The organism is Streptomyces sp. NPDC090741 (assembly GCF_044769045.1).
Classification (GTDB): domain Bacteria; phylum Actinomycetota; class Actinomycetes; order Streptomycetales; family Streptomycetaceae; genus Streptomyces.
On the sequence record NZ_JBIVXF010000006.1, the window covers coordinates 70,386 to 84,608 of the forward strand.

The 14,223-nt window shown below is 68.3% G+C and carries 11 protein-coding genes, 1 tRNA gene and 1 pseudogene; 5 read left to right on the forward strand and 8 right to left on the reverse strand.

Translation table 11 applies throughout. The features are described from left to right. Positions 1 to 5: 5 nt before the first annotated feature. A pseudogene (locus ACIQU4_RS17945) lies at positions 6 to 221 on the reverse strand (hypothetical protein); the annotation flags it as partial. A 603-nt stretch (positions 222 to 824) separates the two neighbouring features. On the opposite strand from ACIQU4_RS17945, the gene ACIQU4_RS17950 reads away from it, so the two are divergent. Beyond that, complete coding sequence (locus ACIQU4_RS17950) at positions 825 to 1,679, forward strand: MBL fold metallo-hydrolase (RefSeq protein WP_403731175.1); 855 nt, start codon at positions 825 to 827, stop codon at positions 1,677 to 1,679. A 473-nt stretch (positions 1,680 to 2,152) separates the two neighbouring features. Beyond that, a tRNA-Val gene (locus ACIQU4_RS17955) sits at positions 2,153 to 2,226 on the forward strand. A gap of 270 nt (positions 2,227 to 2,496) precedes the next feature. On the opposite strand, the gene ACIQU4_RS17960 is transcribed toward ACIQU4_RS17955, so the two are convergent. Both ACIQU4_RS17960 and ACIQU4_RS17965 read right to left on the reverse strand, forming a co-directional pair. Further along, the gene (locus tag ACIQU4_RS17960; RefSeq protein ID WP_403731177.1) at positions 2,497 to 3,411 is read right to left on the reverse strand and encodes an SDR family NAD(P)-dependent oxidoreductase; all 915 of its coding nucleotides are present in this window, start codon (positions 3,409 to 3,411) and stop codon (positions 2,497 to 2,499) included. Positions 3,412 to 3,466: 55 nt separating this feature from the next. Further along, complete coding sequence (locus tag ACIQU4_RS17965) at positions 3,467 to 4,492, reverse strand: 3-oxoacyl-ACP synthase III family protein (RefSeq protein ID WP_403731180.1); 1,026 nt, start codon at positions 4,490 to 4,492, stop codon at positions 3,467 to 3,469. 240 nt (positions 4,493 to 4,732) lie between these two features. On the opposite strand from ACIQU4_RS17965, the gene ACIQU4_RS17970 reads away from it, so the two are divergent. Next, positions 4,733 to 6,577, forward strand: a complete 1,845-nt coding sequence (locus ACIQU4_RS17970) for an acyl-CoA dehydrogenase (RefSeq protein WP_403731183.1) — start codon at positions 4,733 to 4,735, stop codon at positions 6,575 to 6,577. 63 nt (positions 6,578 to 6,640) lie between these two features. Here ACIQU4_RS17970 and ACIQU4_RS17975 read toward each other — a convergent pair whose 3' ends face one another. The 3 genes from ACIQU4_RS17975 to ACIQU4_RS17985 are packed head-to-tail and all read right to left on the reverse strand — an operon-like array spanning position 6,641 to position 9,253. Then, on the reverse strand, positions 6,641 to 7,849 hold the full coding sequence (locus ACIQU4_RS17975) for a beta-ketoacyl-[acyl-carrier-protein] synthase family protein (protein WP_403732087.1): 1,209 nt from the start codon (positions 7,847 to 7,849) through the stop codon (positions 6,641 to 6,643). 14 nt (positions 7,850 to 7,863) lie between these two features. Then, entirely contained in the window at positions 7,864 to 8,886 is a 1,023-nt protein-coding gene (locus tag ACIQU4_RS17980) for an acyl-ACP desaturase (protein WP_403731186.1), read from the reverse strand. A gap of 7 nt (positions 8,887 to 8,893) precedes the next feature. After that, complete coding sequence (locus tag ACIQU4_RS17985; protein ID WP_403731189.1) at positions 8,894 to 9,253, reverse strand: acyl carrier protein; 360 nt, start codon at positions 9,251 to 9,253, stop codon at positions 8,894 to 8,896. Positions 9,254 to 9,589: 336 nt separating this feature from the next. Between ACIQU4_RS17985 and ACIQU4_RS17990 the strand changes: the two genes are divergently transcribed. Continuing rightward, positions 9,590 to 10,534: a class I SAM-dependent methyltransferase gene (locus ACIQU4_RS17990; protein WP_403731192.1), complete on the forward strand. Its 945-nt coding sequence runs from the start codon at positions 9,590 to 9,592 to the stop codon at positions 10,532 to 10,534. Between the two features lie 100 nt (positions 10,535 to 10,634). Beyond that, positions 10,635 to 11,252: a hypothetical protein gene (locus tag ACIQU4_RS17995; protein ID WP_403731195.1), complete on the forward strand. Its 618-nt coding sequence runs from the start codon at positions 10,635 to 10,637 to the stop codon at positions 11,250 to 11,252. Positions 11,253 to 11,796: 544 nt separating this feature from the next. On the opposite strand, the gene ACIQU4_RS18000 is transcribed toward ACIQU4_RS17995, so the two are convergent. Beyond that, positions 11,797 to 13,251, reverse strand: coding sequence for a cytochrome P450 (locus tag ACIQU4_RS18000; RefSeq protein ID WP_403731198.1), 1,455 nt, complete (start codon positions 13,249 to 13,251; stop codon positions 11,797 to 11,799). Between the two features lie 193 nt (positions 13,252 to 13,444). Then, entirely contained in the window at positions 13,445 to 14,074 is a 630-nt protein-coding gene (locus ACIQU4_RS18005) for a nitroreductase/quinone reductase family protein (RefSeq protein WP_403732090.1), read from the reverse strand. Positions 14,075 to 14,223: the final 149 nt, after the last annotated feature.

Consider the following 14,223-nt stretch of genomic DNA (forward strand, 5'->3'; position numbering starts at 1 on the left):
ACCGTCGGATCGACGCTCTGCAGTGCCAGCTCGAAGCGCTTCAGGAACTCCCGACGCCAAGGGGAGAATGCCGGTACCCCATGACCGGCGGGGGCATTGTTGTACTGCGTGGCCACCAGCTGGCCGCATAAGTCGACACCCTTGGGGTTCCGCAGGGCCTTCACCGCGGTGACGTACTCCGTCCACTCGGCAGCGGACAGCGCACGCACCGCTCGGCGCATGTGCACCGCGGACTCATTCGCGCCCGCCGTTGGCGAAGCGGACCGCCGAGGCCATCGCCCCCACCCCTGCCCACGCCAACACCCGTCGGCGACTGACTCCTGCCACCATGCCCCGCGCCTTCTCCTCGACTGCCCACACAACCCGGCTCTCGCGGCACAACGATGATCAGTCGCTCCGGGCAACGATGGAGGTCCCCGCACATCCGGTCCGAGGACTCAGAGGGCCGGTGTCCGGTGAGGGTCGTCGATCAGTGCATTCTCGTCCGTTGCCTGGCAGGGGCCTGGGCAAGAACCGCTGGGTCGTGGAAGCATCCTTCGCCCCCTGCACCTCTTCTGCCGGCCATACATCCGGTGGGAGATACGCGCCGACGGCCGCCATGCATTCCTCGTCCTCGGCTGCGCGATCAGCTGCTGGCGACGCCTCACGTCATGCAGAAGCTGAAGCAAAATAGGTGCAACCTTGCATGCTCTATCGCAATTCATCACATACAGTGACAGGCGGCCATGCGTGGCCGGGTAATCCACGAGCGTCTCCGCCGTCACCGGATGGAGAGCCGCCAGAGCGTCATCGCCAGTCGTAACAGCTGTGGAAGGAACAACACCATGACGGCGCCCTCATCTTCGCTGCGGTACGACACGTTGTGCGCCCGGCGGGCGGGCCTTACCCGCGACTTGCCGCCCGGCAAGGAAGATCTCCAGTGGGTCGTCAACACCGCCACGCTGATCTACGGTGAGCGCGACGCCGTACTGGTCGACACGTTTCTCACCATCGAACAAAACCAGGAACTCGTCGACTGGGTGGCATCCCACGACCGCAACCTGGCCTACATCTACATCACCCACGGCCACGGCGACCACGCCTTCGGCGTCAAGCAGCTCATTGAGGCTTTCCCCGAGGCCAAAGCGGTCTCCACCGCCCCGGTCGTGGCCAAGGCGACCTTCGAAGGCACCCCGCCGTTCATCGACACTTTCTGGGCCGCGCGCTTTCCCGGCCAGGTGCCCCAGCCGCAGGTCTTCCCCGAAGCCCTCGACGGCGACACCTTCACCCTCGAAGGCCATCCTCTCCAGGTAATCGAAACAGGATTCACCGACACCGAGGGCAGCACCGCCCTCTGGGTGCCGGATCTGCGCCTCGTCGTAGCCGGGGACGTCGCCTACAACGGCATCCACCAGTACATGGGCGAAACCACCACGACCTCGCGCCAAGAGTGGATGCGGGCCACCGACACGCTCGCCGAACTCAACCCGGCCTTCGTCGTCGCCGGCCACAAGAACCCCGCCCTGCCCGACGACCCGAAGATCCTCGCCGAGACGAAGCAATACCTCACCGACTTCAACCGGCTCGACACCGAGACCCAGACACACACAGACCTGTACGAGGCAATGCTCGCCCTGCACCCGAACCGGGCAAACCCCGGGTCACTGTGGGGCGGAGCGAAGAAGGCCAAGGGCCTCTAACAAAACCCGGCGGCCTTACACGACCCGAAGCCAATGAACCCTTGCAGTACTAAGAGGGCGGATGGCCATGGCCCGGCGGCAGGTACTCCCGGCTCAGCAGCCCGGCCACCCCGTACACCAGGACGAACGTCACTTCGGTGCGGTCGTTACGCAGCTTGCGCTTGAGCACGGGCTGATCTCCCTTGGGCAGTGCCGGCGAGCGGGGTCGCGCACATCTTCAGGTCACCCGGCGGCGGATGGCATTTCGGCGCGGCGCCGCGACGGCACCGTCACCCGCACGCCACTCAGACCCTCGCGCAGTACACCGGGGGGGAAGGACCATCAGGTGAACCGCGGCTGCTCACCGGGGACCGGTGGACGGTCAACACCGTGCTCGCCGCGACGTCGCCGGTATCGACCATCACCGGAGCCCTGGACATGGACCATGCCTGGTGAGGAGTGGTCCGGCCGTGCCGTAGGGCGGGCTTCACCAACGCGGGGTGGAGCAGCTCGGTAGCTCGCTGGGCTCACAACCCAGAGGTCGCAGGTTCAAATCCTGTCCCCGCTACTGAACGTCGAAGGGCCCGGCTCCTCAAAGATCCGAGCCCTTGCGCCATACCCCAGCACTTCGGGCCGCGCGGCGAACCCAGCCACCCGGGCCTTCCACGAGGACATTCCAGGGCGCGGCGCGGGCTTGTGACTCGCCCCGTCAGAGTGGGCAAAGTGTTCTTCGGCTGCGCGGATGGCCTCATCCGCCTCGACGGGGCGAAGCCCTGGACATCGAGCGCCCCCGTGTCCGGACCGATCTGTGGCCGGGCTGGGCGGGGGCGAGCCGAAGTCATGGACTGGATTTTCTCTTCGAGCATTGGGGAAACCCGCCCAGCGTGCTCATCAAGTGTGCAGCGGCCTGCGGCCCCGAGAGACCCAGTACCAGCCGCTTGAGCGAGTCACTGATCGCATACGGGAGAGAGGCGATCAGAGGCGCGGCCACGCGGGCGTCCATCCCCACGGTGTAGCGGGCTCTGGGCCGACGGGCAGCCAGAGCCCGGTGCACGATGGCGGCGGCCCGTTCCGGGCCACCGAACCGCGTCGGATCGCTCAGCGCCGCTGCGGCGCTTCGGTAGCAGTCGGTGAAGCGCGTTGAGATGTCGCTCGGTGGTGTGAGTGAACGGATCGCGTCTTCCAACAGACCCGTGGCATGGAAGCCGTGCTCGATCAGCACGACCTGGACCCCGGAGTCGGCCAGTTCCATCCGCAGTGCGTGTGTCAGCGCGGCGGACGCCGCCCTGCTGGCGCCGTACCATCCGCCCAGCGGCAGCACTGAGCGCCCGGCAGCCGAGGAGAGGTTGACGATCCGGCCCCGTCCGCGGCGGCGCATCGCGGGCAGCGCCAACCGCGCGATGCGTACTGCGGCGAAGGTGTTGATCTCCATGCAGTGGTGCGCCGTTTCCTCGGTTACGTCCTCCACGGCCCGAGCCACCGCGAATGCTTCCGCGTTGACCACTGCGTCGGGGCCACCTGCTGTGAGGCCAGCGATGTCCTCGAATGCCGCCTTGCAGGCGCGCGGGTCGGATACGTCCAGCGCCGTCGCTCGCAGATTGAGGTCTTCCGCCCTGGCCCGCATCGAGAGCCCGTCGGCTTCGTCCCGCGTGCGGGCAGTGGCGAACACCTCGTATCCGGCCTGGGCCAGCCGAAGAGCAGTGGCCTCGCCGATGCCGTTTCCGGCACCGGTCACGAGCACGCTGGTGGTCATCGGCGCCTCCTCATATCCGTCGGGATCTGCCATCTCAACCTGGTCTGTCCTGGGGTCAAAGGCGGATGACCGTGAGGCCGGCGCTGAAGCCGCTGGCGAAGCCGATCAGGGAGACCAAGTCCCCCGGTCCCACGCGGCCGGTCTCCTGCGCCAGGGCCAGTTGGAGGGGGAGGGAGGCCGAGGCGGCGTTGCCGTGGTCGGCGACCGTGAGCATGCACCGCTCCGCCGGCAGGTCGAAGGCGGTGACGGTCTCGTGGAATTGGCTTACTGAGATCTGGTGGACGGCGATGAACGCGCTGGACCTGACCAGGTCGAACTCGGGCTCGTATGCGGTCAGAGCGCGTGTGGCGTGCTGTCGGCCGGCCGCCGCCATGTCGCCCTGCATCTGCACGTAGGTGGGCTCGTCGTCGTCGGGTCGCCAGTTCATCGAGCCGCCGGCTCGGACAGTGCAGACCTGCCAGGAGGCGGATTCGGCGCTGAAACGGGTGGTGAGGATGCCTGGGTCTTGTTCACCGGCGGGTCCGGCGGTGAGGAGCATCGCGGCGCCGGCGTCGCTGACGGTGTAGCCGACGGCGGCGCTGTGCAGTGTGCGTACGTCGGGCAGGCGCCAGCGGGTGCCCAGGGTGGGGGTTTCGCCGCAGGTGATGAGGATCGTGCGGTGCTGGCCCGTTTCGATGAGGGCGCGGGCGACCTGGAGTGCGTTGAGGACGCTGTTGCAGGCGTTCTTCACGTCGAAGACGGGGCAGGAGGCGCCGAGTTTGGCTGCGACGATGTGCGCGGTGGCGGGTTCGAGGAGGTCCTGGCACGAGGAGGCGAACAGCAGCAGGTCTACATCGCTGATGTCCGTCCCGGCGGTGGCGAGGGCTTTGGCCGCGGCTTCGGCTGCGAGGTCGGACGCCTGCTGGCCCTCGTCTCTGACGTGGACCCCCCGTACGCCGGTGAATCGCTCCAGGAGCCCGCGTGGGGGGACCACGGGGCTGCCGGCAGCGGCGATCTGTGCGCGGGTCTCGTCCATGGTGCGGTACTGGGAGGGCAGGTGTACTGCCGTCGCCATCAGGCGTGCGCGGTGAGGGAGGGCCACCTGGCCACCGTAGCGAAGGCGCAGCAGGTGGTGATCGCTTAGTAACTCTGAAGGGTTGACTCGAACGGTTGAGCTGCGGTCTGCGCGGCAGGGGCGCGGGACAGCGTTCGGCGGGGCAGTCTGCGAGACGCGACCGGTCTGGTGCCCGCGCATGCGGCGGTCTCGTGTGCTGGGCCGGGGCTTCGGTCCGGCCTTCGCCGGCGGCCGTGTCTGCCCCTGCGCGCGATTCGTTGGCCGGGCATGAATACGAAGGCAGATGTGATGGCGGTCGTGCCTGGGGCCAAGGCGTTGAGGTCCGTGCTGTTCGGGCCGGAAGAAGGAGAGCTGCACGCGCCCTGGCGCACGCTGTTGTCCGCTCCCGCATTCCGCCGCTGTCCCGGCATGTCCGATGAGGAGCACCTGGAGTGGGTGTATGAGCGAGTTCGGCTTCTCAATGCGGCGATCGAGGACCCGCTGGCGCTGGTGAAGGATCCGGTCCGGCTGGCGTGCCTGCACGAGTGGCTGGCGTTCGTCGACCCCACGCTGTCCGGCGTGAGCACCATCCATTACAACCTGTTCCTGGGCAGCCTCGCGGCCCAGGCAGCCCGCGGCAGGGACCTGCGTCCGTACATCGACATGCAGCAGCTGGGCACGTTCTTGCTGACCGAGGTAGCGCATGGCCATGACGCCGCGGCTTTGGAGACCACCGCCGTCTACGACCGTGCCACGGACAGCTTCACGCTGAACACTCCGAACGCGGGCGCGCAGAAGTTCCTGGCCAACACCAGTGAGGTGGGAGGTTCCAAGACGGGCCTGGTGGGGGCTCGGCTCCTCGTCGAGGGCAAGGACCAAGGCATCTTCCTCTTCCTCGTGCCGCTCACCGATGGCACGGGTGCACTGCCCGGCATCAGGGTGCGGCGTCTGCCCGCGCGGCTGGGCAGCGCGCATGACCACTGCCTGACCTCCTTCGACCGGGTACGGGTCCCGCGAGAGGCGATGCTGGACGGCGTGCACGGCCGGATCACCGGCGACGGCGTGTTCGCCAGCGAGGTATCCGAGCGGCGCCATCGCTTCATGACCTCCATCGACCGCATCATGACGGGCAGGATCTGCCTCAGCGCCGGCACGGTGGGCGCGGCCCGTGCCGGGTTGACCATGGCTGTCCGCTATGGCCGCAACCGGCACATCACCGGGCTGACCGAGTCTTCCAGGCTTGCGGTGTTCGACTTGCGCAGCCATCACGGTCCTCTGGTCGAGGCGATCGCCACCGTGTATGCGATGAACATGCTCTACCGCCAGGCCGCCCGCCGCTGGAACGAACGCGACCGCACCGACCAGGCAGCTCTGGGGCAGGCGGCGCGGTTCGTGTCGGTCGCCAAGGCATGGATCACCTGGCAGAGTCGCAGCGTCGCCGCGCAGGTCAGGGAACGCTGCGGAGCTCAGGGACTCCTGGTCAACAACGGTATCGCCCAGCAGTTGATGATGACGGAGGGCGTGATCACGGCGGAGGGCGACAATCAGGCGATCATGGTTCAGGCCGCCACCGAACTCCTCCTGACCCACCGGCGGCCGGCCGCCGTGGCGGTCGGGGCGCGCGGGCGCGGTCTCACCGATGCGGACTTCCTTGGTGATCTCCTGGCCGAGGCCGAGAGGATCTGGCTTGACCGGGCCCAAGCCGCCCGGCGAGCGGCGCCGGCCGAGGCGCTGGCACGGCGCAACCACGCGATGGGACCTGCGCTGCGTGGTGTCGATGTGCACGGGCACCGCCTCGCCGCAGGGGCGTTGGCCGATGCCGTGGCCGCGATGCCTGCCGGTCCGGACAGGGAGTTGCTCGAGGACGTTCTCCGGTTGTTCGCCCTACGGGGCGTGGCCGCGCACAGTGGTGACCTGCTGAGTCGCGGTTTCCTGACCGGGGAACAGATGGAGGAGTTGCCGGTTCTGATGGAGGGATTGGTGGCCCGGCTGGCCGGGCAGGCCGACGTGCTGGTGGAGGCGTTCGCCGTACCCGAGGAGTTCTTCGAGGGCATTCCGGTCGCATCCCCCGACTACATCGCCGCCTACGACGACCCGGAAGGGCCCTGGCAGAAGGAGCCGGTATCCCGGTAGGAAGCGGGCCGGCCCGGGCGGTCCTCGCCCGGGCCGGGTCTTCGGTGGTGCCGAATGGCTGGTTCATGAGGCGGCAAGTACCAGAGCGGCGTTTTGGCCGCCGAAGCCGCAGGATGTTGACAGGGCCACGTCGAAGGCCACCGGGCGGGGGCCGCCGGCCACGATGTCCATCTCCCTGCCGGTGTCCTGCTGGGTGAGGTTGGCCGTGGGCGCAACCTCCTGCCGCTGCAGGGCGAGGACGGTCAGGGCCGCCTCGATCGCCCCAGCGGCCCCCAGTGCGTGGCCGAGGATGCTTTTGGACGACGTGACCGCAGGTGGGGCGCCGGTGAAGACGCGTAGCAGGGCGAGGGCTTCGGCCGTGTCGCCGAGGCGGGTCGCGGTGCCGTGGGCGTTGATGTGGCCGATGTCGCGGGGGCTGCAGCCGGCATCGGTGAGGGCTTGTCGAATGGCTTGTTCGGTGCCGCGTCCTTGGGGGTGGGGGGAGGTGGGGTGGTGGGCGTCCGCGGAGGCGCCGTAGCCTCGCAGCCAGGCTTGCACGTGTGCGCCGCGGGAGCGGGCGTGGTCGGCGCGTTCGAGGACGAGGACGGCCGCGCCCTCGGCGAGGACGAATCCGTCGCGGTCGGTGTCGAAGGGCCGGCAAGCCTGCTCAGGATGTTCGGTGCGGGTGGACAGGGCCCGCATCTGGGCGAAGCATGCGGCGTACGCACGTGCGCGGCCTGATTCGCAGCCGCCGGTCAGGACGACGTCGCACGCACCGCTCAACAGGAGGTCGCGGGCGACGCCTATGGCGGTGGTGCCGGAGGCGCAGGCGCTGGAGACGGTGAAGTTGGGGCCGCGGGCTCCGGTGTCCATGGCGACCTCGCCCGCCACCATGCTGGGCACACTGCGGGGCAGCGCCAGCGGTGAGACGTTCGTGGCTCCCTTCGGGGCGATGCGGGTGAACTCCTTGACATAGGTCTCCAGGCTGTTCGCCCCTACCCCGAGGACGACGGCCACCCGTTCGGGGCGCGAGGTGATGTCAAGTCGTGCATCTAACACCGCGTGGCGGGCCGCCACCAGGGCAAGGTGCGCGAAGCGGTCCAGCCGACTGGCCAGGCGCAGCCCGAGCTCGGCAACTGGGTCGAAGCCTGTGACGCTGCAGGAAATGTCGACGGGCAGGTCCGCCAGGCCGGGATCCTTATGGGCCAGGGACCGTCCGGCGGACATGGTCTTGCAAATGCTCTCCGTATCGTGGCCGGCCGGTGTGATCAGACCCAAACCCGTCACGGCCACCGCCGCACGGGGGGTCAAACGCTCCGCCCTTGTGCTCCCGAGCCGTCCCTGGGGAGGGGGATTGCGGACGCGTCGCCTGTGGAGGCGGGGTACGGCTGTAGCCGACCGATGCGGGCCCTCAGCTCGGCTAGGCGCCGGCCCTTGTGCTGGAGGACCTCAAGGTGGCGCCCGATGCGCTCGCGGGCCTGCTCGCCCACGGCGCCCAGGTCGGTGCGCTCCATGACGCGCAGGGTGCGCAGCAGTGGGAGGAGGACCTGGTCGCGGTGGATCGCGATGTCGTAGATCCCGGCCGCCGCAATCCGCGCGGCCCTCGCCCGGAAGCCGGAGATGCCGTGTCCGGGCATCTGGAAGTCGCAGACGACATCGGCGAAGGCATGGACGAAGCCGTCGGGGTCCAGTTCGGCAAGGTCGGCGCACAGCGCCCGGTAGAAGACCATGTGCAGGTTCTCGTCTGCGGCGATACGGCTCATCAGCCGTGTGCCGTGCGCGTCCCCGCAGGCGTGACCCGTGTTGCGGTGCGCCTCGCGGGTGGCGAGCTCCTGGACGGTCACATAGACCAGGCCGTGCGCCATCGTGGGGTGGGTACTGGTGAAGCCTCGGCTGACGTGGGCGATGCGGCCGCGCTCCAACTCCACCGGGTCCACGGCGCGTACGGCGTGGAGGTAGCCGCGCAGCGCGTCTGAGTGGCGGCCCTCCTCGGCGGTCCAGCGGTGGACCCAGGTCCCCCACGCGGAGTCGCGGCCGAGCAGAGTGGCGATCTCGTGATGGTAACTGGGAAGGTTGTCCTCAGTCAGGAGGTTGACCAGCAGGGCATCGCGTACGGCCGGGGCGAGCGGCGACTGGGCGGGCTGCCAGGGCTCCCCGTCCAGCGGGCCGTCGAAATCCCGGGCCGAACTCCAAGGGATGTACTGATGGGGAAACCACTCCGGCGCCGCCGCCAAGTGCCGGTCCAGGTGGACGGCGACGGCAGGCTCGAGTTCACGCAGCAGGTCCAGATGCCTGGGCGTATGGGGTGCGGAAATCAGGCGGTCACTCATCGCGGCGTTATGCACCCTTCTCCTGCAGTGGCACAGACACTCCGGTACGACCAGAGGACGGTTCGAGGTCCTCGTGACGTGGGGCAGGGACAACTCCCGTCCCGCTGCCGCCGCCCGCAGCATCCCTGACCACTTGCGCGGCCGCACGCAGGGTGCTCGCCGGGGAGAGGTCCATCAGCCGTTCCAGGAGTTCGCCGCCGCTGCGCTCCTCGAGGAGCACCATCAGTTCCATCAGGGCCAGAGAATCCAGGCCCAGATCGTCGAAGGTCGCCGTTGGCTTCAGCAGGTCGCGGGGCACTCCGAAGAACTCGTGCATCAGATCGGCGAGCGCCGCCTCATCCATCTCCTGAACCGCTTGTACTGTCATCGTCCTGCCCCTGACCTGAGTAATTGCGTTCGCACCACCAACCCCGTGGGTCCGGGAAAGTCACGGGCGTCGGTGTGCAGGAGCAGGGCACGTTTCCGCTACGAGACGGCGCGCCCAGCGGTGCGGCGGCCTTGTAGGCCATTGGAGTGATCGTCGATTTGATCACGTCATGGCCCGATGGCACGGTTGCGGCCCAGAGCCGCGAAGGACGAACCCGCGCCGCGGCATCAGCGTCCGGCCCGTTGATCGCACGGCCCACCTTGTGTGCGGGGTTTCGGTCTCTTGGGGGTCGCGAACAGTCAGGGTTCATCGGCCATCACCGGGAGCAGACAGAGCGTGACCACCACGACGACGGGCGCGACAGCCACGGACATCGAGTTCCACTACGACGTCGGCAACGACTTCTACGCCCTGTGGCTCGATGACACGCTGACCTATTCCGCGGCTCTGTGGGACGGCATCGAGGAAGACAGATCCCATCCTGATGTGCTTCTCCAGGCGCAGCGCGCCAAACTTCGCCATCACTTGGACCAGGCCGCGCTCCCGCCCGGAGGGCGGCTGTTGGACGTCGGCTGCGGATGGGGCGCCCTGCTCGCCCTCGCCTGCGAAGAGGGCCGTGCCGGCGAGGCGACCGGGCTGACCCTCAGCCGCGCTCAGCTGGCTCACGTGCGCTCGCGAGGTCTGCCCGCAGTCCGGGCCCGTCTCGAAGACTGGCGCTCCCACGTACCGGAGCGTCCCTACGACGCCATCGTCTCCATCGAGGCATTCGAAGCCTTCGCCGGTCCCGGCCTCACCACCGCTGAGCGTGTCCGGGCCTACACGGAATTCTTCAGCGCATGCCACGGGTGGCTGGTGCCTGGCGGCACGCTCTCCCTTCAGACGATCGCCTTCGACGGCGGAGTTGACGCCGGCGGGCCGGTCGGCGCCTTCTTCGCCAGTGACGTCTTCCCCGCCTCGGCGCTGCCGCGCCTGACAGAGATCACCGCAGCCTGCGATGCCCACTTCTCCCTGACCGTGGTCAAAAGCGAGCCCCGCGACTACATCCGTACGCTGCGCGCCTGGTCGGCCCGGCTGCGGGCCGAACGTGAGATGGCGCAGCAGGCGGTGGGCGCGGACACCTACCAGCGCTACCGCCTCTATCTCAAAACCTGCGAGCTCCTCTTCCTCCGAGGAGAGGTGACCCTCTATCGGTTGGCCATGCGGCGCCGCCCTGAGCCTCTTCGCCTCCCGATGCAGTCGACGTTGACCGAAGCAGCAGTCGCCCGGGCCGCCCCCGTTTAGAACACCCGAGGGCTCAGGAAGTCCTCCCGATCAGTGAGTGCATTCGGGTGATCATTACTGACGGGGCGCGTCTTACCGAACTACGAGTCGTTGCAGGACCATGAAGATCTTCAGCTCTAAAGGGCGCCTGGCCTTCATCGCAGGTGCCGCCATGGTCACCCTCGGTGTCGCTGCCGCCCAGGTCGGTGCCTTCGCCCCTACACTCCAATTGCGCGGCGAAGGTACCTACTGCCTCGCGCCCGATGCAGCCAGCGCTCTTAAGGCCCACGGTGTAACGCTCGAAGCCATCGCTCCCGCGACGGTCAACGGCGACTGCGTCGCCATGAGCGGTGCCGGGACGCTTGCGCCGGATCTCAGCAGCGGCGAAGTCCCCATCAAGGGGGGCATGCGCTTCTCCAGCGCCCTACACCGCCTCGATATCACCAACCTGCACGCCCATGTCGGCATCGGTGAAGGCTCCAACACCGCGGACGTTGCTCAGGACGGCGGGCCGGCAACGAACATCGACTTCATCCACTGGCCCGTCTCCCTCAGTAACATCTCGATGACGCCGACTTCGGGAAGCATCACTCACAACCCGGTGACGCTCACTCCTGGCGCAGCACAGGTCTTCACCAATGCCTTTGGCACCAGCCCCACGGCAGGCAGCGAACCGCTGTTCTACTTCGACGGGAAGGCGAAGCTCAGCAACCCGTTCAGCGGCCTCACCACTCCGTGACCGCTCTCTTCGCACCGAGCGGATCCGAGCCCAGTTGCGCGTCCGCGCCGCACCAGACCCATTGGACGGGGATTGAACGCGGTGGCAGATGCGGTGCCGGCTGAGGACGTGTCCCAGCCCGTCCGTGGCGCGCCCACTTCTCCACCGATGTCGCCCGACGTCCGTCCGATGAATCTGCGGACGGACGTCTGCGCTGGGTGGATGAGCGGCTGCAGCTGCTCAGGAACGTGATCCCCGAGCTGCTGGGCCTGGTGAGGGATCGGGATCGGGTCGGCCTGACCTGCCTGCGAGGCTGTGCTTCGCCGATCCCACCCTCACAGCCGCGACCGCCCTTCACTGTTCCCGGGCAGCCTCCTCAGGCAGGCCGTCTGGAAGCCAAGGAATTTGCGCAGCCGCCGCCGCGCGGCTGCTGGCCGCAGTGCCAAGCCGAGACCCGTGATGGCCCTTCCATGCGCCGAGTCACCCGCTGAATCGAGGACGGCAAGGTGGCTTCGGAGCTGTGGGCTGAGCGGCAAGATCGTGCTCGGGCGGTTGCGTCAGGCCACTAAATGGTCTTGCCGGTGCGCGGTGTCGCCGTCATGACGAGCCGGTCCGGGCGGGTGACCACACCTGCCACGGCCCGCACTTGGCAGTGGGGATCGGCCGGGCGCAGCTGGAACTGTGCGGCGAGGGTGGCCAGGGCGATGGCGCCGCTTAGAGCGGCAAAAGGGGCGGCGACGCAGCGGTGTGCGCCCGCACCGTAGGGCAGGTAGGCGTTTCGCAGGGCGGTGCGGGCGGACTCCGGCGCCCACCGGTAGGGGTCGAAGGTGTCGGGTCGGGGATGTAGGGCCGGGTCGCGGTGGATGCCGTAAAGGTTGAGCAGGACGTCGGCTCCGCGGGGGAAGCGGAAGCCACCGACGGTCACCTCACGCAGGGCATTGCGGGGCACCACGGGTAGGGGGTAGAGGCGCAGGGCCTCCATCACGACTTGGGTGCTGAGGGGAAGGTGTTCGTCGACTTTCTCCGGCAGGGGGTTGCCGCTGTTGAACAGGGCGTCCGCCTCGCGCTGCACGGCTTGTTCCAGATCGCGGTTGCGGGCCAGTTCGTGCCAGGCCCAGGCCAGCGCCACCCCGATGGTCTCGCTGCCGACCCCCAGGAAGGTGACCAGTTCGTCGCTGACGACTGTGGATGGGATGCCGGGGGCTCCCGGGGCGGGACAAGCGGCGGCGTTCAACAGGCTCAGCAAATCGTCACGCCTCTCCGTAGGCGTGTGGCGCTCACGCAAGCCCTGCACGACTTGACGCACCCGGCGTTTCGCTCGCCAGCGGTCGATGCTCTCGGGCGTGGGCAGTGGGGGGCACCAGGCGGGCGCCGCCATGCGCAGCATGACCCCCTTCGAGAGCGTTGACATCTTGGTGGCGAGCCAGGACATGGTGTCCGGGTCCGCCTCGGAACGAAAGAGGCAGCGGACCGTGATGTCGGCGCTGAGTTTGAGCATCTCGCGGTCCATCTCGAGCGGCGTGCCAACGGGCCAGCGCCTGGCGAAGTCAGCGGCGACCTGGCAGATCAGAGGAGCGGCATGGGCGGTGGATGCGCGGCCGAACGCGGGCGTCACGATGCGGCGGCGCTCCTGGTGTTCCGCCCATTCCAGGGTGTTCAGCCCGTCTCCTGTAGCGGCCTGAAAGCCCCGGATCATGCGCTCTTTGCCGAAGACCTGGTTCTTGTCGACCAGGATCTCGTGTGCCAAGGCACCGTCGTTCACCACATATGTGCTCCCGGTGCCGGCCTGCACCGTCACCACGGGGCCAGCCGCCCGCAGTTCGACGAGGGCAGGCAGGATTCCGCGGCGCAGCAGGGGCAGATGGCCGAGCAACCAGTGCTTCCCCGGTGCCGAGGGGACCTCGCGTCCCGCAGTGGCACCTGCTGCCGGCGCAGCTGCCGGACAGTGTCCACCCGAAGCATGCGCCGCTTCAAAAGCGCCGCGATCCAATGCATCGGTTCCCGCCCGTTTCGTGACCATGTCTTCCCAACGCGATGCCGACCACGGAGGTCACCGGTATCGGCTGCGAAACCCGCGCCGCAGTCGGAGAAGGGGCCACCGCCCTTCGCTGCTGGTCGTGCCACCAGCGGAACCCCGCACCACGGCCGCTCATCACATCACCCTGCAGGGTGACGGGCACGACGGTCCGGCGTCCTGCAGCAGGTGACCCAGCCTAGGTTCGTGGCCGTGCCGGTACGACCCGTTGACCGGGTCCGTGGGCGCCGGTGGGCTGGAGGTGGAAGATACGCAGGTCGCGGCCGGAGCGGTCGTTGTACGTCTGGTAGCCGGTGGACAACGTGAGGATCTTCTGCCAAATGTCTTCACGCTCGGGGCCGGTGACGAGACGGGCGGTGACCGGCATCCGCTGTCCTGCGGTCGACAGGACGGCAGCCGGGTTGTGGAGGAGGTTGGCAGTCCAGGCAGGATGGTGGGCGAGGCCGAAATTGGATCCCGCCACTGCGTAGCCGCCGGCGTGGTCAACGTAGAAGAGCGGGGTGGGGCGCGGGCGGCCGGACCGGGCTCCGGTCGTGGTCAGGAGCAAGGACGGGACGCCCAAAGACCGACCGGCGCTAAGTCGTCCATTGGTTCGTGCCTGGACGACTGTGTCGAGGGGCACCATGACCGCCCGCATCAACACGCCTGCCCATCGGGTCCACCCGATTCTGTTCAGTACGCGGAAGGCGGCGTTGCCCACGGCCGTGGTAGGCCTGGGCAGGCGGCGGCCCTTTGCCTCCGAGGAGGCGGGGGCGGTGCGGTGGCGGCGGCCAACGGCGCGGAGGGCGACAAAAGCACTCTTCATCATGTGATCCACATCTCTCGAGGGGGCAGCTCGGCACCCGAAAAGGGCCGCGTTCAGCAGGAGGAAACACCGCCGTGCCTATGCGGGCCCCCGTTGACCAACCGTGCCGATCGCGGCAGGCGAGCCCCGCTCGCCGTGCAGTTGGCGAGGGG

Excerpts from the sequence above, each read along its gene's own strand:
- ACIQU4_RS17950 (WP_403731175.1), top strand. The coding sequence starts at position 825 with ATGACGGCGCCCTCATCTTCGCTGCGGTACGACACGTTGTGCGCCCGG.
- ACIQU4_RS17960 (WP_403731177.1), bottom strand. The coding sequence starts at position 3,411 with ATGACCACCAGCGTGCTCGTGACCGGTGCCGGAAACGGCATCGGCGAG.
- ACIQU4_RS17970 (WP_403731183.1), top strand. The coding sequence starts at position 4,733 with ATGAATACGAAGGCAGATGTGATGGCGGTCGTGCCTGGGGCCAAGGCG.
- ACIQU4_RS17980 (WP_403731186.1), bottom strand. The coding sequence starts at position 8,886 with ATGAGTGACCGCCTGATTTCCGCACCCCATACGCCCAGGCATCTGGAC.
- ACIQU4_RS17985 (WP_403731189.1), bottom strand. The coding sequence starts at position 9,253 with ATGACAGTACAAGCGGTTCAGGAGATGGATGAGGCGGCGCTCGCCGAT.
- ACIQU4_RS17995 (WP_403731195.1), top strand. The coding sequence starts at position 10,635 with ATGAAGATCTTCAGCTCTAAAGGGCGCCTGGCCTTCATCGCAGGTGCC.
- ACIQU4_RS18000 (WP_403731198.1), bottom strand. The coding sequence starts at position 13,251 with ATGGTCACGAAACGGGCGGGAACCGATGCATTGGATCGCGGCGCTTTT.
- ACIQU4_RS18005 (WP_403732090.1), bottom strand. The coding sequence starts at position 14,074 with ATGATGAAGAGTGCTTTTGTCGCCCTCCGCGCCGTTGGCCGCCGCCAC.